This is a genomic window from Morganella morganii (assembly GCF_041099235.1).
In the GTDB taxonomy this organism is placed as follows: domain Bacteria; phylum Pseudomonadota; class Gammaproteobacteria; order Enterobacterales; family Enterobacteriaceae; genus Morganella; species Morganella morganii_E.
Genome location: NZ_JBFZSO010000001.1, coordinates 406,454 through 430,388 on the forward strand (window position 1 = coordinate 406,454; position 23,935 = coordinate 430,388).

At 53.1% G+C, this 23,935-nt stretch carries 18 protein-coding genes; 12 read left to right on the top strand and 6 right to left on the bottom strand.

What is annotated here, in order from left to right; genetic code table 11:
* The first annotated feature begins 11 nt into the window (after positions 1 to 11).
* The 3 genes from ppx (at position 12) to AB7038_RS02090 (ending at position 5,086) form a co-directional block, all read left to right on the top strand.
* On the top strand, positions 12 to 1,544 hold the full coding sequence (gene ppx, locus AB7038_RS02080) for an exopolyphosphatase (RefSeq protein ID WP_072868529.1): 1,533 nt from the start codon (positions 12 to 14) through the stop codon (positions 1,542 to 1,544).
* 58 nt (positions 1,545 to 1,602) lie between these two features.
* Positions 1,603 to 3,066, top strand: coding sequence for a magnesium transporter (mgtE, locus tag AB7038_RS02085; RefSeq protein ID WP_349418176.1), 1,464 nt, complete (start codon positions 1,603 to 1,605; stop codon positions 3,064 to 3,066).
* 670 nt (positions 3,067 to 3,736) lie between these two features.
* Positions 3,737 to 5,086 carry an MFS transporter gene (locus AB7038_RS02090; protein ID WP_368889171.1) on the top strand — a complete coding sequence of 450 codons (1,350 nt, stop codon included), beginning with the start codon at positions 3,737 to 3,739 and terminating at the stop codon, positions 5,084 to 5,086.
* A 62-nt stretch (positions 5,087 to 5,148) separates the two neighbouring features.
* On the opposite strand, the gene AB7038_RS02095 is transcribed toward AB7038_RS02090, so the two are convergent.
* Positions 5,149 to 5,571 carry a DoxX family protein gene (locus AB7038_RS02095; RefSeq protein ID WP_004239916.1) on the bottom strand — a complete coding sequence of 141 codons (423 nt, stop codon included), beginning with the start codon at positions 5,569 to 5,571 and terminating at the stop codon, positions 5,149 to 5,151.
* A gap of 419 nt (positions 5,572 to 5,990) precedes the next feature.
* On the opposite strand from AB7038_RS02095, the gene AB7038_RS02100 reads away from it, so the two are divergent.
* On the top strand, positions 5,991 to 6,266 hold the full coding sequence (locus AB7038_RS02100; protein WP_368889169.1) for a DUF3892 domain-containing protein: 276 nt from the start codon (positions 5,991 to 5,993) through the stop codon (positions 6,264 to 6,266).
* Positions 6,267 to 6,310: 44 nt separating this feature from the next.
* Here the strand turns inward: AB7038_RS02100 and AB7038_RS02105 are convergent, their stop codons facing one another.
* Positions 6,311 to 6,670: a hypothetical protein gene (locus AB7038_RS02105; protein ID WP_004235239.1), complete on the bottom strand. Its 360-nt coding sequence runs from the start codon at positions 6,668 to 6,670 to the stop codon at positions 6,311 to 6,313.
* A gap of 286 nt (positions 6,671 to 6,956) precedes the next feature.
* On the opposite strand from AB7038_RS02105, the gene AB7038_RS02110 reads away from it, so the two are divergent.
* Genes AB7038_RS02110 through baeR form a run of 5 tightly spaced genes read left to right on the top strand, consistent with a single transcriptional unit; the run spans position 6,957 to position 16,495 of the window.
* Positions 6,957 to 8,174 (top strand): MdtA/MuxA family multidrug efflux RND transporter periplasmic adaptor subunit, encoded by a 1,218-nt coding sequence (locus AB7038_RS02110; protein WP_369452756.1) that lies wholly within the window; start codon positions 6,957 to 6,959, stop codon positions 8,172 to 8,174.
* Entirely contained in the window at positions 8,174 to 11,314 is a 3,141-nt protein-coding gene (locus AB7038_RS02115) for an MdtB/MuxB family multidrug efflux RND transporter permease subunit (protein WP_369452662.1), read from the top strand. The genes AB7038_RS02110 and AB7038_RS02115 overlap by 1 nt, the downstream gene beginning before the upstream one ends.
* Positions 11,311 to 14,403: a multidrug efflux RND transporter permease subunit MdtC gene (gene mdtC / locus AB7038_RS02120; protein ID WP_369452663.1), complete on the top strand. Its 3,093-nt coding sequence runs from the start codon at positions 11,311 to 11,313 to the stop codon at positions 14,401 to 14,403. The genes AB7038_RS02115 and mdtC overlap by 4 nt, the downstream gene beginning before the upstream one ends.
* A complete protein-coding gene (gene baeS, locus AB7038_RS02125; RefSeq protein WP_368889165.1) occupies positions 14,400 to 15,761 on the top strand; it encodes a two-component system sensor histidine kinase BaeS in 1,362 nt (453 codons plus the stop codon). The genes mdtC and baeS overlap by 4 nt, the downstream gene beginning before the upstream one ends.
* A 14-nt stretch (positions 15,762 to 15,775) precedes the next feature.
* Positions 15,776 to 16,495 (top strand): two-component system response regulator BaeR, encoded by a 720-nt coding sequence (gene baeR, locus AB7038_RS02130; protein WP_368889164.1) that lies wholly within the window; start codon positions 15,776 to 15,778, stop codon positions 16,493 to 16,495.
* Between the two features lie 76 nt (positions 16,496 to 16,571).
* Here baeR and AB7038_RS02135 read toward each other — a convergent pair whose 3' ends face one another.
* Entirely contained in the window at positions 16,572 to 17,333 is a 762-nt protein-coding gene (locus AB7038_RS02135; RefSeq protein WP_369452664.1) for a hypothetical protein, read from the bottom strand.
* Positions 17,334 to 17,551: 218 nt separating this feature from the next.
* Here AB7038_RS02135 and trhP point away from each other — a divergent pair, with 218 nt between their 5' ends.
* From trhP to fbaB, 3 genes are all read left to right on the top strand, one after another.
* Entirely contained in the window at positions 17,552 to 18,943 is a 1,392-nt protein-coding gene (gene trhP / locus AB7038_RS02140; protein ID WP_368889162.1) for a prephenate-dependent tRNA uridine(34) hydroxylase TrhP, read from the top strand.
* Between the two features lie 240 nt (positions 18,944 to 19,183).
* On the top strand, positions 19,184 to 20,077 hold the full coding sequence (yegS, locus tag AB7038_RS02145; protein ID WP_072868553.1) for a lipid kinase YegS: 894 nt from the start codon (positions 19,184 to 19,186) through the stop codon (positions 20,075 to 20,077).
* A 63-nt stretch (positions 20,078 to 20,140) separates the two neighbouring features.
* A complete protein-coding gene (fbaB, locus tag AB7038_RS02150; protein ID WP_369452665.1) occupies positions 20,141 to 21,190 on the top strand; it encodes a class I fructose-bisphosphate aldolase in 1,050 nt (349 codons plus the stop codon).
* A gap of 154 nt (positions 21,191 to 21,344) precedes the next feature.
* On the opposite strand, the gene rluF is transcribed toward fbaB, so the two are convergent.
* The 3 genes from rluF to cspE all read right to left on the bottom strand — a co-directional run bounded on the left by rluF (position 21,345) and on the right by cspE (position 23,520).
* Entirely contained in the window at positions 21,345 to 22,241 is an 897-nt protein-coding gene (rluF, locus tag AB7038_RS02155; protein WP_368889160.1) for a 23S rRNA pseudouridine(2604) synthase RluF, read from the bottom strand.
* A gap of 48 nt (positions 22,242 to 22,289) precedes the next feature.
* A complete protein-coding gene (thiD, locus tag AB7038_RS02160) occupies positions 22,290 to 23,087 on the bottom strand; it encodes a bifunctional hydroxymethylpyrimidine kinase/phosphomethylpyrimidine kinase (RefSeq protein ID WP_368889159.1) in 798 nt (265 codons plus the stop codon).
* Between the two features lie 223 nt (positions 23,088 to 23,310).
* Entirely contained in the window at positions 23,311 to 23,520 is a 210-nt protein-coding gene (gene cspE / locus AB7038_RS02165) for a transcription antiterminator/RNA stability regulator CspE (RefSeq protein WP_004239901.1), read from the bottom strand.
* Positions 23,521 to 23,935: the final 415 nt, after the last annotated feature.

Below are 23,935 nucleotides of genomic sequence, written 5' to 3' on the forward strand. Positions count from 1 at the left end.
AAGGCCCGTTCATGCCATTATCACTGATCACGGAAAAAGATCGTCCGCTGGAAATTGCAGCCATCGACCTCGGGTCGAACAGCTTTCATATGGTGATTGCCCGTATTGTCAACGGTGCACTCCAGGTTCTCAGCCGCCTGAAACAGCGGGTGTATCTGGCTGAAGGTTTAAATGATCAGAATGAGCTGAGTGAAGAAGCCATGGAGCGCGGGCTGGCCTGTCTGGCGCTGTTTGCCGAGCGCCTTCAGGGTTTTCCCGCCGCACAGGTCACGATTGTCGGGACACACAGTCTGCGTGAGGCGGTCAATGCGCACGAGTTTCTCGAACGCGCCGCATCCGTTATCCCCTATCCGATTGAAATTATTTCCGGTCACGAGGAAGCACGCCTGATTTTTATGGGTGTTGAACACACGCAACCGGAAAAAGGCCGCAAACTGGTGATCGATATCGGCGGCGGTTCAACCGAGCTGGTGATCGGCGAACGTTTTGAGCCGATTTTAATTGAAAGCCGCCGTATGGGCTGTGTCAGTTTCAGCCGTCAGTTTTTTCCGGACGGTAAAATCACCGAAGCCAATTTTAACCGCGCCCGGCTGATGGCCGTTTCCAAACTGGAAAACCTGGCAATTGCCTTCCGGGTACAGGGCTGGGATGTCTGCCTCGGCGCATCCGGCACCATCAAAGCGGCCTGTGAGATCCTGCGTGAACTCGGGGAGCGGGACGGTATTATCACCCCTGTCCGCCTGGAAATGCTGGTCAAACAGGTGCTGCGTTATAAACGGTTTGATGCCCTGAATTTACCGGGGCTGTCTGACGATCGCAAAAAAGTGTTTGTGCCGGGCCTGGCGATTCTGTGCGGCCTGTTTGATGCACTGGAAATCACCGAACTGCGCCTGTCTGCCGGAGCCCTGCGTGAAGGGGTGCTGTATGAGATGGAAGGCCGTTTCCGCCATCAGGACATCCGCCAGCGCACCGCACAAAGCCTGGTGGAACACTATAATGTGGACAACGCCCAGGTGCTGCGTGTCCTGACCACCATGAAAAACCTGTACCGGCAATGGGCGGAGCAGAATCCGTCCCTGGTTGATCCGCAGCTGGAAGCAATTCTGGTCTGGGCGGTCTGGCTGCATGAAGTCGGGCTGAGCATCAACCTCTCCGGCCTGCACCGTCATTCGGCCTATATTCTGCAGAACACCAATTTACCGGGATTCACCCAGGAACAGCAGCTGCTGCTCGCCACACTGGTGCGTTACCACCGCAAAGCGGTAAAAAGTGACGATATCCCGAAATTCACACTGTTTAAACGTAAACAGGTCATCCCCCTGATACAGATCCTGCGCCTCGCGGTATTACTGAATAATCAGCGTCAATCCACCACCAAACGTGCAACATTGCGTCTGGAAACCAGGGACGGACACTGGACCCTGTTTTTTCCGCGCCACTATCTGACTATCAATACATTAATGCAGCTTGATCTGGAAAAAGAGCAGGCTTACTGGGATGATGTGCCCGGCTGGCACCTCGGTATAAAAGAAGAAGACGTCTAACAGGGAGAATCCCCGGCCAGTCTTATTTGTTTAAAAGTTTTATGTGTAAAGGAAAATCATGTCTGAACACAGTTTCTCCATTGACAATTCATCACCGGTCAATCCGCATTCCCAGCGGCTGGCTCACATTCGTCAGCAGGTTTTGCCCCTGTTTCTCAACGACACACAGTTTGTGGAAACCATTCTGGGCACCGCCGATGAACATGCCAGGCTCAGTGATGATGAGCTGCATTCAAAATCGAAGTTAGTCAAAAATCTGCTGACTGACCTCCACGCCGCTGACCTTGCGGATATGCTGGAAGCCCTGCCCTATGATGAACGTCTCGCGCTCTGGCATCTGATTGATAACCACCAGCGCGGGGAAGTGCTGGTGGAAGCCTCTGTCTCCGTATGGGACAGCCTGATTAAAGATATGTCAGACAAAGAACTGCTGCGCGCCGTTGCCACCCTGCATGTGGATGAGCAGGCGTATATCGCCGAGCACCTGCCGCGCGATACCATGCGCCGCCTGCTGACCTATCTGGAACCGAGCCTGCGTAACCGCATCCGCACCGTTCTTCAGTACCCTGCGGACAGTATCGGCCAGATGATGGACTTTGAGTTTGTCACCGTACGCGGCAATGTCCCTCTGAAAACGGTTCAGCGTTTTCTGCGCTACCGCAGCAATATCCCGGAAGCCACCGATAAAATCTTTGTTATCGACAGTAATAATATTTTGCAGGGCGAACTGCCGCTGACCACCATTCTCACCCAGTCACCGGACAAACTGGTCTCTGATGTAATGAAAACTGAGCCGGTCACCTTCCTGCCGGACGAAAAAGGCGAAGATGCCTCCGGTGCGTTCGAACGTTATGACTTAATTTCCGCCGCGGTTGTCGATAATAACGGGCGGCTGCTCGGACGACTGACCGTTGAGGATATCGTTGATAACCTGAATGAAGAGAGTGAAGAAAACATCCGTCGTATGGGGGGGTTAAGCCCGGAAGAGGATGTCTTTGCCCCGGTCGGCCAGGCGGTGAAAAACCGCTGGGCGTGGCTGGCGATTAACCTTTGTACCGCGTTTGTGGCTTCCCGCGTGATTGGTGTGTTTGAGCATACCATTTCCCAGCTGGTTGCACTCGCCACCCTGATGCCGATTGTTGCCGGTATCGGCGGTAACACCGGTAACCAGACCATTACGATGATTGTCCGCGCTCTCGCGCTTCACCAGATCCAGAAAGGCAGTTTTTCCTTCCTGCTGCTGCGTGAGCTGGGCGTTGCCTTTATCAACGGCGTGGTCTGGGGCGGGATTATGGGGGTCGTCACGTACCTGCTCTACGGCGATATCGCCATGGGTGCGGTGATGACGCTGGCTATGGTGCTTAACCTGCTGATGGCCGCCATCATGGGGGTGCTGATCCCGCTGACGATGATGAAACTCGGACGCGACCCGGCACTCGGTGCCAGTGTGATGATCACCGCGATCACCGATACCGGCGGATTTTTCATCTTTTTGGGCCTCGCCACGCTGTTCCTGGTCTGATTTTTGCTCAGATAGTCCTCTGCGGCCACGGAAAGAGAAGTTTTGCTTCTGCTCTCCGTGGCCGTTTTTGTCTCTTCCCGCTGCGTTTCCGCCCTCTTGTCATTATCCCGCCGCAGAGGATTATGATGCCGGACTGGCAATATCCGGTGAATATGATCACTTCTGCACTGCTGCTCTGAAATAATCTTCATGCCCCTCACACTTATTTATATTTATTTACCGCTGTTCACCCGGGTGTATATTGATAAGCCTTATTCATATAATGCTATTAATCGTATTTTATAAACCAGTATTCCGGGTAAATAATAATAAGGGCTGAATCTTTAATTATTCCGTTAATTATCTGTTCCGGTTTTCATAATATGCTGTCATTCCGGATTCCTTAACGTTATCATCCGTGACGCAAATCATATTTAGCTCAATAATCCAACCTATGGCATACAACAAGAATGTTCATCTTGTTTTAACCGGTGCTGTTTACAATATACGGAACTTCTTGCTATAACAAAGCATACCCTCCGGTAACAGACAATTCCCGTTTTTTATTTCCGGTTATCCCCGTGATAACCGGGATTGTGTTGCCGCCACCTCTCTTTTGGGAAACACAAATGAGAAAAAAAATGACACGACCCCCGTCATTGAATAAATGAGTAAATAAAAGGACATAATTATGACAACCGATACATCGCCATTAAGTCAGCCTCAGGCAAGGCCATTAAATAAAAACGATTATAAAACACTGGGATTATCTTCCCTCGGCGGCACGCTTGAATTCTATGATTTTGTCATATTTGTCTTTTTTACCGGAACACTAACCCACCTGTTTTTCCCGGGTGATAACGAATTTATCGCCCAGATGAAAACGCTGGGGATTTTCGCCGCCGGTTACCTGGCACGCCCGCTCGGCGGGATCATCATGGCGCACTTCGGCGATATTATCGGCCGCAAGCGCATGTTTACCCTGAGTATTTTCCTGATGGCAGTACCGACACTGGTCATCGGTATGCTGCCTACCTACGAAAGTATCGGTGTGGCGGCGCCTGTCCTGTTACTGCTGATGCGGATTTTACAGGGCGCGGCTATCGGCGGTGAGATGCCGGGCGCATGGGTATTTATCGCGGAGCACACACCGGAACAGCGCTACGGGCTGGGTGTCGGTACGCTGACCTCCGGGATCACCGGCGGTATTTTGCTCGGTTCGCTGGTCGCTATCGCAGTTCAGGCGTCTTATACTGCAGCGGAGGTGACCGCATGGGCATGGCGTATTCCGTTTATCCTCGGTGGTGTGTTCGGACTGATTTCTGTTTATCTGCGCCGCTTTTTGCAGGAAACGCCGATTTTTAAAGAAATGGCCGCCAAACGGACATTATCCGAAGAAATGCCGGTGAAAACGGTTCTGAAAAACCACAAAATGGCCTGTTTTGTCACCGCCGGGCTGACCTGGTCGTTATCCACCGCTATCGTGGTGATCATTCTGATGACCCCGTCGGTTGTGGTGGAAAAGATGTACGGCATTGATCGCACATTGTCATTACAGGCAAACTGTGTGGCCACGCTGACCTTAACCCTCGGCTGTATTTTCTGGGGCTGGCTGGAAGATAAGATCGGCAGCCGTGTGACACTGGCGTTGTCCTGGGGCGGATTAGCGATCACCGCATTCCACTTCTACAGTGCGCTGTCACCGGATATCGCAGCGGCGTCACTGGTGATTAACTATGCAGTGATGGGCTTTTTTGTCGGCGCGATTGCCACCACGCCAATCATCAGTACACGGGCATTTCCGCCGGCAATCCGTTTCTCCGGCTTGTCCTTTGCCTACAACATGGCTTACGCGGTATTCGGCGGCTTAACGCCGATGCTGACCGGTGCCTGGTTACAGAAAAGTGCAATGGCACCGGCGTATTATGTGGCAGGCGTGTCCGTACTGGCGATTGTCATCGGCTTCTTGCCGCTGGCACACAAAGGCTGGACCGCGCGTAAAGCACAGAATATGAAAACTGTCGCGGCACAGCAGTCTTAACGAAACAAATGAAACAGCAAGGGCGGATGATTATCCGCCCTTTTTCTTTTCCGTCTTCTGAATCAGCGCCAGGCCGGGTTTTTCATTACCGAATATTTACCTGGGCCGATAAAGGCCAGTGCAATACCGCTGATAAAGAAATACATCAGGCTTTCAATCGCCCACGCCCCGGTCGGATCCAGCATAAAGGTCTTATTCACACCGATCATCAGCCAGGCAACAATCATGGTAAAGGACACCAGCAATGCGGACGGCCGGGTCAGAATACCGAGAATAATAAAGACCGGCGCGACAATTTCCCCGAAATAAGTGCCGTAAGCAATAAACTCCGGTAACCCGAAAGAGGCCAGCAGCCCTTTTATCCCTGCCGCACCGGTGAGTAATTTACCGATACCGTGAAACAACATTAACCCGCCGACCGCCAGCCGCAGTAATAATTTTCCGGCATCGTCGTGTGATAACAGCCTGTTGATTACACCCGTCATAATATACCCCTGTTGAATGAGAATCTTACTCATTGTGAGTATACGCAGTGATACGCAAAGCGGTAGCGGAAACATTCATTGACGGTGAAAACCGGGAAATTTTATTCATTTTAATTGTTAATAATTTGATGACAGAAGAGAATTTTTATTCTTTATATTTTCTTGCAATATCCGCATGTTATCTTTTTCAATAATATCAATAAGGTCTTATTTATCAGTTTATTAACAACGTATCGTGTCGTTTTTATCAAATTATCTGAAGATAACCATCAAAAAAATTTACTTATTTTATTGCTATGACGGGTGCGCTCACTCATGAACTATCGGATTTATCACAAGTATTCTGCCCGGGTTATAAAAAGCAGAAGGCATGATATATATACAGTAACATCAGCCATTCACTAAAAGGATATCTTGCTATGACAGATTTTTATATCTCAGCTATTCGCATGGATAAAACGAGTCAGCATATTGAATTTGTAAAGGTTTTTGAACCAGGAAAAAGTATGTCTGTCAGTTCGCGACAATTTATTGGCGAATTAATAAATACCGGAAAAATTGAATTTAGAACAGCCATCCATATGAATGGAAAATGGAAAGCAGGCGCAGTAGTCCGTGTAACGTCTGCTGGCTATATCACAACCGACCCCAATGGCACCACGCTCGACAACCTGGGAAATTTGCCGACATTTTAAGTATGTCAGTCAGGGCAGTGCAATATCTGCCCTGATATTCCTGTTTATTCCCACATCCAGCGGTCTTCCCGATCCCAGCCCTTTGTTTTCATGCAGCTGTAGAAATAACGGTTGCGGCTGTCTTCATTCACATCCATCACATAACTTTCCGTTACCGGAGTCTGCTCTTTGTAGGTTTTGCTGTTGCCGCAGTCATCATCCTTTTTACAGCGTTTCTCCACGTCCCGCATCACACTGCGCTGGGCAACTTCATTTTTGACCGGGTAAAGCTTATGAGATTCCGGTTCACAGAAGGCATTTGCCTCTGCCCGTGTGTATTCAGAGCCGCCCGGGACTTCCACCCAGACAGATGAACAGCCGGACAGCAGCAGTGCAGAGACAAGAATAAGTCTGTTTTTCATCATTATAGTGTGTATTATCAGCTTGTTAAGAACGCGTAATATTACTGCACATCATAAATTGAGTAAACCGCACCGGTAATATTTCCTTAAGGGATGATAAAGCGACTGACATAAAGGCGGACTCCGCTGAAACCACGTATATTTACCTGTATCAACGTTATTTTCACAATTCTTCCATTTTTACGATCAGATTTACCGGTACACTATCCCCATCATATTTCAGGCTGTTTTGTGCCCTTACGCGTACCCCGGCAGCGCCGGGTAAAAAGGAATGATGAGTAATCCCAAAATGAATAATGTACAAAAGAGAAAGAAACGCACAGGCATTACGATTGCCGTTCTCCTTCTGGGCGCAGCCGGTTACGGCACCTATCATTACTTTTACTCTGCGGCACCGGCCACCCCGCCTGCTGCCGGAACGCCGGGGGCTTCCGCAGGCAAAAACAGCAACCGCCCGGGTCGTCCGCCGCTGGCGCCGGTACAGGTGGCGAAAGCCGTTTCTGAAACCATTCCCCGCACCTTGTCAGCACTCGGTACCGTGCAGGCGGCCAATTCTGTGACAGTGACCAGCCGCGTGGAAGGCCAGCTGATGCAAATCCATTTTGAGGAAGGTCAGAAAGTGAATGCCGGTGATCTGCTGTTCACCATCGACCCGCGTCCGTTTGAGATCCAGCTGGCACAGGCTCAGGGACAACTCGCCAAAGATCAGGCCACGCTCGCCAATGCCCGCCGTGACCTGAGCCGCTATCAGAAACTCGCGGCCACCAATGTGATTTCGCAACAGGAGCTGGATACCCAGCAGGCAACCGTCAAATCGGCGGAAGCCGGTATTAAGGTGGATCAGGCTGCTATCGACAGCGCAAAACTGCAACTGACCTACAGCCGCATCACCGCGCCTATCAGCGGAAAAATGGGTCTGCGTCAGGTGGATACCGGCAACTTTATTACCGCCGGAACTGCCATGCCGCTGGTGGTGATCAACCAGACCGCTCCGGCCGATGTGCTGTTTACCGTTCCGGAAAATAATATTCCGCTGATCCGCATGGCGCAGCGCACTATGCCGGAACTCACAGTCACCGCGCTGAGCAAAGATAACAGCATCCGTCTGGCACAGGGCAAACTGCTGACACTGGATAACCAGATAGATGCCGCCACCGGCACAGTAAAAGCCAAAGCGCGGTTTACCAATGATGATGATCTGCTGTTCCCGAACCAGTTTGTCAATATACTGCTGCAGGTCGGGCAGCTGGAAAATGCGGTGGTGATCCCGAATGCCGCACTGCAGATGGGCACCGAAGGTAATTATGTCTGGCTGCTGGAAGCCGAGAATAAAGTCCGTAAACAGATTGTGAATGTGGAATTACAGACCCCGGAACGCGTGGTGATCAAAAGCGGCGTCAGCGCCGGTGATACCCTGGTGACTGACGGAATAGATCGCCTGACTGACGGCGCGCAGGTGGAAGTGGTGTCCGGTGAGAAAAAAGCCGCAGCCGGAGATAAGGCCTGATGTCCGGAAACACCCCTGAAACCCGTGCCGGCGGCCCGTCCCGCCTGTTTATTCTGCGTCCGGTCGCCACCAGCCTGTTTATGCTGGCGATCCTGCTGGCGGGGATTGTCGGCTACCGCATGCTGCCGGTCTCTTCGCTGCCGGAAGTGGATTACCCGACTATCCGCGTGGTGACACTCTATCCCGGTGCCAGTCCGGATGTGATGACCTCCGCCGTGACCGCGCCGCTGGAGCGCCAGTTCGGGCAGATGTCCGGCCTGAAACAGATGTCATCGCAAAGCTCGGGCGGCGCTTCGGTGATCACCCTGATGTTCCAGCTTTCCCTGCCGCTGGATGTTGCAGTGCAGGAAGTGCAGGCGTCCATCAACGCGGCAACCAATCTGCTGCCGAATGATCTGCCTTATCCGCCGATTTACAGCAAAGTGAACCCGGCGGATCCGCCGGTGCTGACCCTTGCCGTCACCTCCGATGCCATGCCGATGACGCGTTTACAGGATATGGTGGAGAACCGCATCGCCCAGAAAATCTCCCAGGTGGAAGGGGTCGGGCTGGTGACACTGGCAGGCGGCCAGCGCCCTGCTGTGCGGGTACAGTTAAATGCCAATGCTGTCGCCGCTTACGGGCTGGACAGTGAAACTATCCGCACCGCGATTAACAACGCCAACGTCAACTCCGCCAAAGGGAGCCTTGACGGCCCGGCGCGTTCGGTGACGCTGTCCGCCAACGACCAGATGAAATCGGCGGAAGATTATCAGAACCTGATTGTCAGCTACAAAAACAATGCACCGATCCGCCTGCGGGATGTGGCAACCGTACAGGAAGGGCCGGAAAACACCCATCTGGGAGCATGGGTTAATGATAAACAGGCCATTGTCATTAATGTGCAGCGCCAGCCCGGTGCAAACGTGATTTCCACTACTGATACCATCCGTGCTCTGATCCCGGAACTGGTGGAAACGCTGCCGGAATCCGTGACCGTAACGGTTCTGACTGACCGGACAGATGCTATCCGCGCTTCGGTCAAAGATGTGCAGTTTGAACTGTTCCTGGCGATCGCGCTGGTGATCATGGTGATGTACCTGTTCCTGCGCAATATGGCCGCGACCCTGATCCCGGGCGTGGCGGTGCCGCTCTCGCTGGTCGGTACCTTCGCGGTGATGTATTTCTGTGGTTTTTCCGTCAATAACCTGACTCTGATGGCGCTGACTATCGCCACCGGGTTTGTGGTGGATGATGCAATTGTGGTGGTGGAAAACATCGCCCGCTATCTTGAAAAAGGCGACAAACCGCTGACCGCAGCCCTGAAAGGTGCCGGTGAGATTGGCTTTACCATTATCTCTCTGACCTTCTCGCTGATTGCCGTGTTAATCCCTCTGTTATTTATGGGGGATATTGTCGGCCGCCTGTTCCGTGAGTTTGCCATCACCCTTGCGGTGGCTATCCTGATTTCCGGTGTGGTGTCACTGACACTGACACCGATGATGTGCGCCCGGTTCCTGAAACCGGAATCTGCTCACCGCCATAACCGCTTTAACCGCGCCACTGAACACTTTTTTGAGCGGGTGATTGCCGGTTACGGCCGCTGGCTGACATGGGTGCTGCGCCATCAGTGGCTGACACTCGGGGTTGCGTTCAGTACCATGGCGATCACCGTCATGCTCTATCTGTTTATCCCGAAAGGCTTTTTCCCGATCCAGGATAACGGGTTGATTCAGGGCACGCTGGAAGCACCGCAGTCCGTGTCGTTTCAGGCCATGAGTGAGAAACAGCAGGCGGTCAGCCGTCTGCTGGCGGATGACCCGGCTGTCGCTAATATCGCCGCCTTCGCCGGTATCGACGGCAGCAATGCCACACTGAACACCGGCCGTCTGCAAATCACCCTGAAACCGCTGTCTGAGCGGGCTGACCGTGCGGAAGCTATCATCACCCGGTTACAGGAGAAAGCTGATACCCTGCCCGGCGTGAAACTGTATCTCCAGCCGTCTCAGGATCTGACTATCGATACCCAGACCTCCCGCACGCAGTATCAGTTTACCTTACAGGCGAATTCCCTTGAGGAGCTTGATCTGTGGGTGCCGCGTCTGATGACAGAATTAGAGAGCAGTGATGCCCTGACCGACACCGGTAATGACTGGCAGAACAAGGGACTGGTGGCTTATATCGATATCGACCGCGACACCGCGTCACGGCTGGGGCTGACCATGACAAATATTGATAACGCGCTGTACAATGCGTTCGGTCAGCGTCTGATCTCCACGATTTATACCCAGGCCAGTCAGTACCGCGTGGTGCTGGAAAATAACACCGCGCTGACACCGGGCGCGGATGCCCTCAGCAGCATCCGTCTGACCAATAAAGACGGCAACTCCGTGCCGTTGTCAGCCTTTGCCACTGTCTCGCAGCGCTTCGGGCCGCTGGCGATCAATCATCTGGCGCAGTTCCCGTCCGCGACCTTCTCCTTTAATGTCCCGGCGGGCGGTTCGCTGGAAGCGGCTGTTAATGCGGTGAAATCAGCGGAGCAGCGTATCGGCCTGCCGAAAGATATCACCACACAATTCCAGGGCGCAACCCTCGCCTTTGAAAATGCTCTGTCCAACACCCTGTGGCTGATCCTTGCCGCTGTCGTGGCAATGTATATTGTGCTCGGCATTCTGTATGAGAGTTTTATTCACCCGATTACTATCCTCTCCACCCTGCCCACCGCCGGGGTCGGTGCCCTGCTGGCGCTGATGATGGCGGGCAATGAGCTGGATGTTATCGCGATTATCGGTATTATTCTGCTGATCGGGATTGTGAAGAAAAACGCCATTATGATGATTGACTTCGCCCTTGCGGCAGAACGCGAACAGGGGCTGTCGCCGTATGATGCGATTTATCAGGCGTGTCTTCTGCGTTTCCGCCCGATCCTGATGACCACCATGGCCGCACTGTTCGGTGCGGTGCCGCTGATGCTCAGTACCGGGGTCGGTGCCGAGCTGCGCCAGCCGCTGGGGGTCTGTATGGTCGGCGGACTGATTATGAGCCAGATCCTGACCCTCTTTACCACCCCGGTGATTTATCTGCTGTTTGACCGCCTGTCTCACTGGCGCGATAACGCCCGGTTTACCCCGGAAAATGACAACACGGGAGCCTCATTATGAGGCTGTTCGCCCTGTTTATCGCCCGTCCGGTGGCCACGACGCTGATAAGCCTCGCCATCACCCTGTGCGGTGCGATCAGCTTCCTGTTCCTGCCGGTGGCGCCGCTGCCGCAGGTGGATTATCCGGTGATTAATATCACGGCATCACTGCCGGGTGCTTCGCCGGAAACCATGGCATCGTCTGTCGCCACGCCGCTGGAGCGCTCACTCGGGCAGATAGCCGGGGTGTCGGAAATGACATCCTCCAGCTCGCTCGGCAGCACCAGTATTACCCTGGAATTTGAGCTTAACCGCGACATCAACGGCGCTGCCCGTGATGTGCAGGCGGCGCTCAACGCCGCACAGAATCTGCTGCCGTCCGGGATGCCGTCCCGCCCGCGTTACTATAAATCCAACCCGTCCGATGCGCCGATTATGATCCTGACGCTGACATCGGACACCCTCGATACCGGCAAACTCTATGATATCGCCTCCACCCGGCTGGCACAGCGCCTGTCACAGATTGAAGGCGTGAGTGAGGTTTCGGTCGGCGGCGGCTCGCTGCCTGCCGTGCGTGTTGAGCTTAATCCGTCACAGCTGTTTAACCAGGGGGTTTCCCTCGACAGTGTGCGCAAAGCGATTACCGATGCCAACGTGCTGCGTCCGCAGGGCTCGGTGTCTGACAATGAACGCCGCTGGCAGATTGACAGTAACAGTGAACTGAAAACGGCTGAGGATTATCGTCCGCTGATTGTGCATTACAATGACGGCGCGGCGGTACGGCTGGCAGATGTCGCCACCGTGAAGGACTCGGTGCAGAACGTCCGCGCCGCCGGAATGAGCAACGGCAAGCCTGCAATTCTGCTGGTGATCCGCCGTGAAGCCGGTGCCAATATTATCGCCACCGTAGCCCGTATCCGCGAACAGCTGCCGGTATTACAGGACGCCATTCCCGCCAGCGTGGATTTACAGGTCGCCCAGGATCGCACACCCACCATCCGTGCCTCACTGACCGAAGTGGAGCGCGCACTGACCATTGCGGTGGGGCTGGTGATCCTGGTGGTGTTCCTGTTTCTGCGTTCCGGACGTGCCACCATTATCCCGGCGCTGGCCGTGCCGGTTTCTCTTATCGGTACTTTCAGCGCCATGTATCTGTGCGGGTTCAGCCTCAATAACCTGTCACTGATGGCCCTGACCGTCGCCACCGGTTTTGTGGTGGATGATGCCATTGTGGTGCTGGAGAATATCGCCCGTCATATTGAAAACGGACTGAAACCGAAAGAAGCCGCGCTCAAAGGGGTCAGCGAAGTCGGTTTTACCGTGCTTTCCATGAGTATCTCCCTGGTGGCGGTGTTTATTCCGCTGCTGCTGATGGATGGCCTCGTCGGGCGGCTGTTCCGTGAATTTGCCATCACCCTGACCACCGCTATTGCTATCTCGCTGGTGATCTCCCTGACACTCACCCCGATGCTTTGTGCTCATCTGCTGAAAAACCGCGCGTCACCGGCGCGGGAACGCAAACGCGGCGCAGGCCGGATCCTGTTCCGCATCCAGCAATGGTACGGGCGCAGCCTGACCGTGGTGCTGGCACACAGCCGCTGGGTACTGCTGATTTTTACCGGCACCATTGCTCTCGCAGTCTGGCTCTATATCTCTGTACCGAAAACCTTTTTCCCGGATCAGGATACCGGGCGGCTGCTGGGCTTTGTCCGCGCTGACCAGAGCATTTCGTTCCAGTCGATGGAGCAGAAAATGCGCACCTTTATGCAGCGTATTCACAGTGATAAAGATGTTGCCAGTGTCACCGGCTTTACCGGCGGCGGACGGGTGAACAGCGGATTTATGTTTATCTCGCTCAATCCGCTGGATGAACGGACAGACAGCGCCCAGGATGTAATCAACCGGCTGCGTGTCACTCTGGCGGATGAACCGGGCGCTAATCTGTTCCTGATCCCGGTTCAGGATGTGCGCGCGGGCGGTCGTCAGTCCAATTCCAGTTATCAGTACTCCCTGCTGGCGGACGATTTATCCCTGCTGCGCGAATGGGAGCCGAAAATCCGCAAAGCACTCGGCGAACTGCCGCAGCTGACCGATGTCAACTCGGATAAAGAAGATAAAGGCGCAGAGATGGCACTGACTTATGACCGCGATGTGATGGCACAGCTCGGGATCAGTGTTAATGATGCCAATAATCTGCTGAATAACGCCTTCGGTCAGCGGCAGATCTCCACTATTTATGAGCCGCTGAATCAGTACAAAGTGGTGATGGAAGTCGCGCCGCAATATACACAGGATGTCAGCGCGCTGGATAAGATGTTTGTTATCAATAAAGACGGACAACCGGTTCCGCTGGCGTATTTCGCACAATGGCGCCCGGCGAATGCACCGCTGAGTGTTAACCATCAGGGATTGTCAGCGGCCTCAACGATCGGCTTTAACGTGGCGGAAGGCTATTCCCTGTCCGATGCGGTGGCGGCGGTCGAACGCACCATGGTGGAGCTGGGTGTACCGTCCGGAGTGCGCGGCACTTTTGCCGGAACCGCGCAGCTGTTCCAGGAGACCCTGCAATCTCAGGTGCTGCTGATTATCGCCGCCATTATCACGGTGTATCTGGTGCTAGGTATGCTGTATGAGAGCTTTATTCATCCGCTGACTATCTTATCCACCCTGCCCTCAGCGGGGGTCGGCGCATTGCTGGCGCTGCGCTTCTTTGATACGCCGTTCAGCCTGATCGCCCTGATCGGGATTATGCTGCTGATCGGGATTGTGAAGAAAAACGCCATTATTATGGTGGACTTCGCCATTGCCGCCCAGCGTGGCGGGCAAAGTGCGCGGGATGCCATTTTTCAGGCTTGCCTTCTGCGCTTCCGTCCGATCCTGATGACCACTCTGGCCGCTCTGTTCGGCGCACTGCCGCTGGCGCTCGGCAGCGGAGACGGCGCGGAGCTGCGCCAGCCGCTCGGGATAACCGTGGTCGGCGGGTTGCTGGTCAGTCAGATTCTGACACTCTATACCACGCCGGTGATTTATCTGTTCTTTGACCGGCTGCGCCGCAAAAAAACCGGAGAATCCGCCGGACAATCCGTTCTCAGTACGAAGGGAAATGTATGAAAACCGGAATAGGTCACAAACTGTTTCTTGCCATTTTTGCCACCTGTATGCTGGTGGTGCTGACCATGCATCTGGCTATCCGTTTCAGTTTTGAGCAGGGCTTCCTCGGCTATCTTCAGCGCTCCGCCGAAGACCGGACGGAGATGATCGCCGATGTTGTCGCTGAACAATATGCCGATTACGGCAGCTGGTATTTTCTGCGCAATAATCAGCGCGGTTTTATGCAGGCACTGCGGGCGCTGGATACCGACCGCCATATGGAACATATGGAACGCGGCTGGAAAATGCGCTTCTGGCTGCTGGATGAGGATGACCGCCGCCTGTTCGGGCACGGACCGGTACCGCCCGGCGAGCTCTACCGCAAACCGGTAAAATACAATAATAATATCGTCGGCTGGGTGGTGATGCCGGCGGATGACAATATCAACCGTGCCGCCGACCAGAGCTTTTCACATCAGCAGGCACGTACCAGCTGGATAGTTTCGGCGCTGGTGCTGCTGGTGACTCTGGTGGTCACCTGGCTGCTGACACGCGGCTTTCTGCGTCCGGTCAAACGGCTGGCGGAAGGCACACATCAGCTGGCGGCGGGTAATTTCAGCAGCCGCGTACCGGTTCACGGTAAAGATGAAATCGCGCAGCTGGCCAATGATTTTAACCAGCTCGCTTCCGCGCTGGAGAAAAATGAGCTGATGCGCCGCGACTATATGGCGGATGTCTCACACGAGCTGCGTACCCCGCTGGCAGTATTACAGGGTGAACTGGAAGCTCTTCAGGACGGGATCCGCCAGCCGACACCGGAGACCCTGGCGTCTCTGCTGGCGGAAGTGCAGACCCTGACAAAACTGGTCAGCGATCTGCATCAGCTGTCATTATCCGATCGCGGCTCACTCTCTTACCGCAAAGAGTTATGCAATCTGACTGATGTGATCAGCCGGTCTATCGGCGTATTCCGCCACCGGCTGCAGGAAAAAGGTCTCTCTGTCACAACGGAACTGCCGGATACCCTGATGATTTTCGGGGATGACGCGCGGCTCGGCCAGCTATTCCATAATCTGCTGGAAAACAGCCTGCGTTACACCGACAGCGGCGGACAGATTGTGGTACGCGGTCAGCAGGATGAAACACAGATCCGTATCGACTGGTCAGACAGTGCACCGGGGCTGACTGAGGAGCAATTTTCACAGATTTTTGAGCGTTTCTACCGCAGCGAATCCTCCCGCAACCGGGCCAGCGGCGGATCCGGACTCGGCCTTGCGATTTGTGATAAAATCGCGGAAGCGCATCACGGGCAGATAAGTGCATCCGCGTCCCCGCTCGGCGGTGTGACCATCACACTGATTCTGCCCCGCTCTGACTGACAGGAGTTGACTGCATGGAACAAAATGCTGAACTGATTCTCATTGTGGAAGATGAGCCGAAACTGGCTCAGTTACTGACAGATTACCTGCATGCCGCCCATTACCGCACGCACTGGCTGGCACGTGGCGGCGAAGTGACGGCCTGGGTGCAGGAAAATAAACCGGATCTGATTTTGCTGGATCTGATGCTGCCGGAGAAAGACGGCCTGACACTCTGCCGTGAAATCCGTCAGTTCAGTGATGTACCGGTGATGATGGTCACGGCCAAAACCGAAGAGATTGACCGCCTGCTGGGGCTGGAAATCGGTGCGGATGATTATGTCTGCAAGCCTTACAGCCCGCGTGAGGTGGTGGCACGGATCAAAACCATTCTGCGCCGCTGTCAGCGCAATAACGATACGTCAGAGGATAAGCGTGACACCCTGACTATTGATGAGGTGAATTATCAGGTGCGTTTCGGGACACAGAGTCTGGATCTCACTCAGGTTGAATTCCGTCTGCTGCGCACCATGGTGTCACAGCCGGGCACCGTGCTGTCACGCAATCAGCTGCTGGATAATCTGTATGATGATTACCGCGTGGTAACTGACCGCACTATTGACAGCCATATCAAAAACCTGCGCCGCAAGCTCGGACAGTTAGACGGTGACCGTGATTTTATTCATTCCGTCTACGGGCTGGGTTACCGCTGGGAAGGCGGACCGGCGGAGATTATTGCCGCCACCATTATCTGACAGCTGTTATCTGACAGATATAAAAAACGGCGGAATATCCGCCGTTTATTGTTTCTCTGATTACTGAATAACTCAGTTACTGAATGACGGACGGACGCTTCAGCCGCGCCAGGATTTTATCGAGCGTATTTTGCTCATCCTGCAATAAATCAGCTTTAGCGATACGGAATGACCGGTCCAGTTCAGCGGTTCTGATATGCAGTTTCAGCGCAGCGCGGTTGTCTGTAATCACGGTGAAAGCACTCAGCGGCGCTTCATAGCAGACCGCATACTGCCCCGGGGTAAACAGCAGGTTATCACCGGCAATCGCCAGCATCGGATAATACTGAATACGCCGTGCGTTAATCACCAGCACAATCGCCACCGCGACCATAATGCCGCCGATATCCATCCCGAACACCAGCAGTGCCACGCCGAGTATTCCGTACAGCACCGCCATGCTGATCTGGCGCTGTTTATTGAATTTCAGCAGGACCTCAAACGGCAGTTGTGCCAGTTTCGGTACTGTTTTCAGTGAACGGTAGACCACGCGGTTGTAGTCGTAGAGGTAACCGACGATAAAGACAAAGCCCAGCGGAATAAAAATAATACCGCCGATCATGGCGAGAACCAGGCCCAGTTTCGGCTGGTTGCGCAAAAATGCCAGACTGGCCAGCTGTGCGGCCATCCCGCCGGTCATCAGAATTTTCACGTACGGTAAGACTTCAATCAGTTGCTGCATCTGATAATCCAGTTGATCCCGGTACGGCTCAAGTGCCGACGGAATATAGGAGATAATCCCCAGGAAAATCAGGTTAAGAGCCAGACCGATCCAGACTGCAATATGACGTTTTTCCATGTATCCACGCTGTAACAGACTATAGTAAATGATAGCGCGGCAGAAATTATCCGCCGCACCACTGAATTTAACGAAACTATATCAAATCGTTATCCGATATTCATGCCATTTTCAGTAATTCATTTGATACCGGGCGGATGACGCGCTAGAATCCAACGCCTTGATTACGCCTCCCCCTCCGGGGAAGGTTCTGACTTGAACTCAGATCGGAATACATTATGTTTACACCCGAATTACTCTCTCCGGCGGGCTCGCTGAAGAATATGCGCTATGCGTTCGCCTATGGTGCGGATGCGGTCTATGCCGGACAGCCACGTTACAGCCTGCGTGTCCGTAACAACGAATTTAACCACGAAAACCTCGCCAAAGGCATTCAGGAAGCCCACGAACTGGGCAAGAAATTCTATGTCGTGGTCAATATCGCCCCGCATAACGCCAAACTGAAAACCTTTATCCGTGACCTGGAGCCGGTGATTGCCATGGGCCCGGATGCACTGATTATGTCTGACCCCGGTCTGATCATGATGGTGCGCGAGCATTTCCCGCAGATGGATATTCATTTATCCGTTCAGGCCAACGCCGTGAACTGGGCAACCGTCAAATTCTGGCATCAGATGGGGCTGACCCGTGTGATCCTCTCCCGTGAACTGTCACTCGAAGAAATCGCCGATATCCGCAAAAATGTGCCGGAAATTGAGCTGGAAGTGTTTGTTCACGGTGCGCTGTGCATGGCCTACTCCGGCCGCTGCCTGCTCTCCGGTTATATCAACAAACGTGACCCGAACCAGGGTACCTGCACCAATGCCTGCCGCTGGGAATATAAAGTTGAGGAAGGCAAAGAGGATGTGGTCGGTAATATCGTCCACAAGCAGGAGCCGATTCCGGTGAAAAACATTGAGCCGACCCTCGGTGCCGGTGCCCCGACAGACAAAGTGTTCCTGATTGAGGAAGCACAGCGTCCGGGCGAATATATGACCGCGTTCGAAGATGAACACGGCACCTATATTATGAACTCCAAAGATCTGCGGGCTATCGAGCATGTCGAAAAGCTGACGCAGATGGGTGTTCACTCCCTGAAAATCGAAGGCCGTACCAAATCCTTCTATTACTGCGCCCGTACCGCCCAGGTTTACCGCCGTGCCATTGATGACGCTGTTGCCGGAAAACCGTTTGATCCGTCGCTGCTGACCACGCTGGAAGGCCTGGCACACCGCGGTTATACCGAAGGGTTCCTGCGCCGCCATACTCATGATTCTTATCAGACTTATGAATACGGCTATTCCGTTTCTGATTCCCAGCAGTTTGTCGGCGAGTTTACCGGCAACCGCGTGAACGGCCTTGCTGAAGTGGATGTGAAAAACAAATTCTCTGTCGGTGACAGCCTGGAACTGATGACCCCGAACGGTAATATCAGCTTTACCCTCGATGCCATGAATAACCGCAAAGGGGAAGCCACCGGTGTCGCACCGGGTAACGGGCATATTGTCTATCTGCCGGTGCCGGATGATGTGAATCTGGAATTTGCATTGCTGATCCGTAACTTACCGGGTACCAGCACCCGTAATCCGCATATGCCGGAATTTACCGACGCTGCGGCCACAAACGGGTAAAATTCTGAATTTTCGAATCCGATCACAACAATCACTTTGGTTATTTCGTAGTATCGGACAAGAAAATGAAGAACTAAAACGCAACATGTAATACCAGGAACCACCTCCTTGGTTGGCTCAATCTCCCTTGAGCCAACCTTTTCTTTTTGTGTCCTCCTCTTTTTCTCCGCCCATTTTTCCCGGCATAAACCGTCCGTGTTTGTTATCTTTAAAAGACGTAATCTGAACACGGAGTCTGGTATGGCGGAAACGCATATAGTGGTTCTTAACGGAAAACGCGCCGGTGATGACGGTATCCGTCAGGCTGTCCGGCATTTACGGGAAAACGGAGAAGACATTCAGGTGCGGGTGACATGGGAGCCGGAAGATATTCCCCGCTTTGTCCGCGAAGCACATCAGCTGAAAGCAGCAACCGTGATTGCCGCCGGGGGCGACGGCACGATTAATGCCGTATGCAGCGCTCTGATGGCATATCCGGCTGAAAAGCGCCCGGTCCTCGGTATTCTGCCGCTCGGTACCGCCAATGATTTTGCCACCGCAGCCGGAATACCGGCGGATAAAACCAAAGCCCTGCTTCTGGCCGCCAAAGGCAGCGCGGTCGCCATTGATATCGGCTGTATCAATGAATCTCATTATTTTATCAATATGGCCACGGGCGGGTTCGGCCCGAAAATCACCACAGACACCCCGGAAGCCCTGAAAAGCACCTTCGGCGGTGCCGCGTATTTCCTCCACGGCCTGACACGCAGCGATTTGCTGAAAGCGGACCACTGTACTATCAGCTGTGATGATTTCCACTGGCAGGATGACGCGCTGGTGATTGGTGTCGGCAACGGCTGCCAGGCGGGCGGCGGGCATAAACTGTGTCCGGATGCGCGGATCAATGACGGTCTGCTTAACCTGAGTATTCTGCCGGAACGCAACTGGCCGCGCTCACTCTGGAACAGTCTCTTTAATGAGGGCGAAGCGGAAGGCGTTATCATGAAGCGCAGTACACGGATCACCATCAGCGCGGCACATGAGATGGTGTTTAATCTCGACGGCGAACCGCTGACTGGTCAGCAATTCACCTTTTCCGTGCTGCCTGAAGCGATCCAGTGCCGGTTACCGCCACACTGCGGGTTGTTATCTTAAACACAATCCACGACAATCCGTGACAATTTTATAACACGCTACAGTAATCGGAGTTTACATACCATGACTGATATCGTTAAGTTGTTAGGCAATGATTCATCATCTCTTCTTGAACACACCTGCACCACCATTCCCAAAGACAATCTCTATCTGCCGGGCGATGACTTTGTCACCCGTGTGATGATTGATAACAACCGGCCAAATACCGTGCTGCGCTCCATGCAGTCGCTGTTTAATCACGGTCGTCTGGCGGGAACCGGTTATCTTTCCATTCTGCCGGTGGATCAGGGTGTTGAGCACTCTGCCGCAGCCTCTTTTGCCGCTAACCCGCTCTATTTTGATCCGAAAAATATTGTTGAGCTGGCTATCGAGGCAGGCTGTAACTGTGTGGCTTCCACTTACGGCGTACTGGCTTCTGTTGCCCGCCGCTATGCACACCGCATCCCGTTCCTTGTCAAAATCAACCACAATGAAACCCTGAGCCTGCCTGCGCAGTATGATCAGACACTGTACGCCAGTGTTGAACAGGCTTTCGAAATGGGCGCGGTGGCTGTCGGGGCAACGATTTATTTCGGTTCACCGGAATCCCGCCGTCAGATAGAGGAAATCTCTGCGGCCTTTGAACGCGCGCATGAACTGGGCATGGTAACGGTCCTGTGGGCGTATCTGCGTAACCCGGCCTTCAAAAAAGACGGGGTGGATTATCACGCCAGTGCGGATTTAACCGGTCAGGCAAACCACCTTGCGGCCACTATCGGTGCGGATATCGTCAAACAGAAAATGGCGGAGAATAACGGCGGCTTTAAAGCCATCGGCTTCAGTCATACTGATGAGCGCGTTTACAGCACGCTGACCACAGATAACCCGATCGATCTGGTTCGTTATCAGCTTGCGAACTGCTATATGGGTCGTGCGGGGCTGATTAACTCCGGCGGTGCATCCGGTAATAATGACCTTTCCGATGCGGTCCGTACTGCGGTGATCAACAAGCGCGCCGGGGGTATGGGGCTGATCCTCGGCCGTAAAGCCTTTAAGAAATCGATGAAAGACGGGGTGGCACTGATTAATGCAGTGCAGGATGTGTATCTCGATAAGAAAGTGACGATTGCTTAATAACCAACCCGTTCTGCTGATCCTGAGGGATTCGCGGTAACGGGCAGGCGAACGAAAAGCATGCGCGTCATGGATGACGCGCCTGAGCTTACAGGGATGTATTTACAGCGACTTTTCGTTTTGCCCGTTGTCCGCGGAGCCGTGCCCCGAACTATCAGCGTTTCTTCTTCTTCCGCCCTGCCCGGGCAAAGCGCTGGCGGTTGCTATCACTGCTGCTTTCTTTCTTTTTCTGCTGTTTGTCTGACCCCGGATAAACCGGCGGAGCAACTTTAATTTTGTTATCGCGCTTCTGTGGTTTTGCGGCCGGCTTTTTGACTTTTTTATCTTCAGAGGAGGATTTTTCAATCGCATCAAAGAGTTCGACCAGCTCATCATCGGTCAAATCACGCCATTCCCCCACCGGGATCCCGGTCAGGCTGATATTCATGATGCGGACGCGCTCGAGTTTCGTCACTTCATAACCGAAATGCTCACACATGCGGCGGATCTGACGGTTCAGCCCCTGAATCAGCGTGATGCGGAAAACAAACGGCGCTTCCTGCTTCACTTTACATTTTTTGGTCACCGTACCGAGGATCGGCACGCCCGCGCCCATACCACGGATAAAATCATCGGTGATCGGTTTATTCACCGTCACCACATACTCTTTCTGGTGATCGTTACCGGCACGCAGAATTTTGTTTACCAGATCGCCGTGGTTAGTCAGGAAAATCAATCCCTGAGAATCTTTATCCAGGCGGCCGATAGGGAAGATACGGGTGCTGTGATTGACGAAATCGACAATATTGTCTTTCTCGCCTTCATCGGTTGTACTGACGATACCCACCGGTTTATTGAGGGCAATCAGCACCAGATCATCCTGCTCCCGCGCCTCAATCAGCTGACCGTTGACTTTAACCACATCACCCGGCATCACCTGTGAGCCGATAGCCGCACGTTTGCCGTTGATCAGGACCAATCCCTGCTCAATGTAGCGGTCCGCATCCCGGCGGGAGCAGATGCCGCTTTCGCTGATGTATTTATTAAGACGCACAGATGAACCCGTTTCCATATCTTCCCCCCTGAAAAGCGCGCAATATACACCAATTATCGTGCGATATCACCACCACTGATAAAAATGGTGAACCGGACCATGTCCGTGGCCCACTTCGAGGCTGTCTGCCGCCGCCAGCGCCCCGTGCAGATACTGTTTTGCCGCCTCCGTGGTTTCCGCCCAGTCCGCACACTGAGGCCGCAGCGCCGCCATTGCTGCAGATAATGTACAGCCGGTGCCGTGGCTGTTTTTGGTCGGAATACGGGTTGAGGTAAAGCGGTGACGGCCTTCCGGCAGAAACAGCCAGTCAGGGCTTTCAGCGTTATCCAGATGCCCGCCTTTCAGCAGAACAGCATTTGCCCCGGCAGCCATCAGTGCCTCGCCCTGCTGCTGCATCATTTTTTCATCTGTGGCGACAGCCGTTTTCAGTAATGCTGCCGCTTCGGGAAGATTGGGGGTAATAATCGAAACGTGAGGTAATAATTCAGAGATCAGTAAATCAACCGCTTCGGCTTTCAGCAGCGGATCGCCGCTTTTCGCCAGCATCACCGTGTCCAGCACCACATACGGCACAGAATACTGACGCAATTTCTCAGCCACGGTGCGGATCACGCCGCCGTCAGACAACATACCAATCTTGGCACTGTCAATTCTGACATCCGTCAGTACCGCATCCAGTTGCGCCGCAACAAATTCCGGCGGGACAGAATGAACAGAATTTACGCCGCAGGTATTTTGTGCCACCAGCGCCGTCATCACCGTGGTGCCGTAAACGCCCAGTGCGGAAAAGGTTTTTAAATCTGCCTGAATACCCGCGCCGCCGCTCGGATCTGTTCCTGCAATGGTTAATGCGTTGATTCTCACCTGATATCTCCTGTTTTGCTGTACCGCTCTGTATAGTGAATTATACGCATCCGGTGACAGGAAACCACCACAGAACAGGCAATAAAAAACCCCATGCCCGTAAGGGCACAGGGTCTGAATTTGCGTCAGTGATATACACTCGTTATTGAAACGGCTATCAGGCTGTCGCGTTGACCACGCTGGTAAAACCAACTATCAGAGGCAGTATTGCTGCCGGAGATAATTATGCTTTAGTGACGTTGGCAGCAGCAGGGCCTTTAGGACCATCCTGCACTTCAAATTCAACTTGTTGGCCTTCAGCAAGTGTTTTGAAACCATCGGTCATGATTGCAGAGAAGTGTACGAACACGTCTTTGCTGCCATCAGCTGGAGTGATGAAACCAAAACCTTTTGATTCGTTAAACCACTTAACGGTGCCTTTAAGTTTAGCCATTGATAAAATTCCTATCCTACAAATTTGCCGATAACCGGCGTATACAAACTAGTCGTTACTGCTTAAAAAACAGAAGCGTACCTCGTTTACCCATTTGAGTTATCACATAGGACAGGTCGGAAATCAAGCGATTTTTTCAGCGGGAAGATCTGGTGCACATATTTAGAAATATTAATAACATGTTCCGATAAATTTATACGCAAAATTGATAACCGCTTGTGTTTAAACATATAAAAAAATTACAACTTTGTTCTTTTCCTGCAAGAACGATAAGCTGCTTTACTTCATTATTACCACACTAAGAATCTGCCTGGTTCCGGCGTCCGTTGATATTTTGTTTAGATTTAAGCCGGATTGGCAGTATAAAAATAATATGAAATCTATGTTACTATAATTGCCATCTATTAATTAGCAT

Excerpts from the sequence above, each read along its gene's own strand:
- ppx (WP_072868529.1), top strand. The coding sequence starts at position 12 with ATGCCATTATCACTGATCACGGAAAAAGATCGTCCGCTGGAAATTGCA.
- mgtE (WP_349418176.1), top strand. The coding sequence starts at position 1,603 with ATGTCTGAACACAGTTTCTCCATTGACAATTCATCACCGGTCAATCCG.
- AB7038_RS02090 (WP_368889171.1), top strand. The coding sequence starts at position 3,737 with ATGACAACCGATACATCGCCATTAAGTCAGCCTCAGGCAAGGCCATTA.
- AB7038_RS02095 (WP_004239916.1), bottom strand. The coding sequence starts at position 5,571 with ATGACGGGTGTAATCAACAGGCTGTTATCACACGACGATGCCGGAAAA.
- AB7038_RS02100 (WP_368889169.1), top strand. The coding sequence starts at position 5,991 with ATGACAGATTTTTATATCTCAGCTATTCGCATGGATAAAACGAGTCAG.
- AB7038_RS02105 (WP_004235239.1), bottom strand. The coding sequence starts at position 6,670 with ATGATGAAAAACAGACTTATTCTTGTCTCTGCACTGCTGCTGTCCGGC.
- AB7038_RS02110 (WP_369452756.1), top strand. The coding sequence starts at position 6,957 with ATGAATAATGTACAAAAGAGAAAGAAACGCACAGGCATTACGATTGCC.
- AB7038_RS02115 (WP_369452662.1), top strand. The coding sequence starts at position 8,174 with ATGTCCGGAAACACCCCTGAAACCCGTGCCGGCGGCCCGTCCCGCCTG.
- mdtC (WP_369452663.1), top strand. The coding sequence starts at position 11,311 with ATGAGGCTGTTCGCCCTGTTTATCGCCCGTCCGGTGGCCACGACGCTG.
- baeS (WP_368889165.1), top strand. The coding sequence starts at position 14,400 with ATGAAAACCGGAATAGGTCACAAACTGTTTCTTGCCATTTTTGCCACC.
- baeR (WP_368889164.1), top strand. The coding sequence starts at position 15,776 with ATGGAACAAAATGCTGAACTGATTCTCATTGTGGAAGATGAGCCGAAA.
- AB7038_RS02135 (WP_369452664.1), bottom strand. The coding sequence starts at position 17,333 with ATGGAAAAACGTCATATTGCAGTCTGGATCGGTCTGGCTCTTAACCTG.
- trhP (WP_368889162.1), top strand. The coding sequence starts at position 17,552 with ATGTTTACACCCGAATTACTCTCTCCGGCGGGCTCGCTGAAGAATATG.
- yegS (WP_072868553.1), top strand. The coding sequence starts at position 19,184 with ATGGCGGAAACGCATATAGTGGTTCTTAACGGAAAACGCGCCGGTGAT.
- fbaB (WP_369452665.1), top strand. The coding sequence starts at position 20,141 with ATGACTGATATCGTTAAGTTGTTAGGCAATGATTCATCATCTCTTCTT.
- rluF (WP_368889160.1), bottom strand. The coding sequence starts at position 22,241 with ATGGAAACGGGTTCATCTGTGCGTCTTAATAAATACATCAGCGAAAGC.
- cspE (WP_004239901.1), bottom strand. The coding sequence starts at position 23,520 with ATGGCTAAACTTAAAGGCACCGTTAAGTGGTTTAACGAATCAAAAGGT.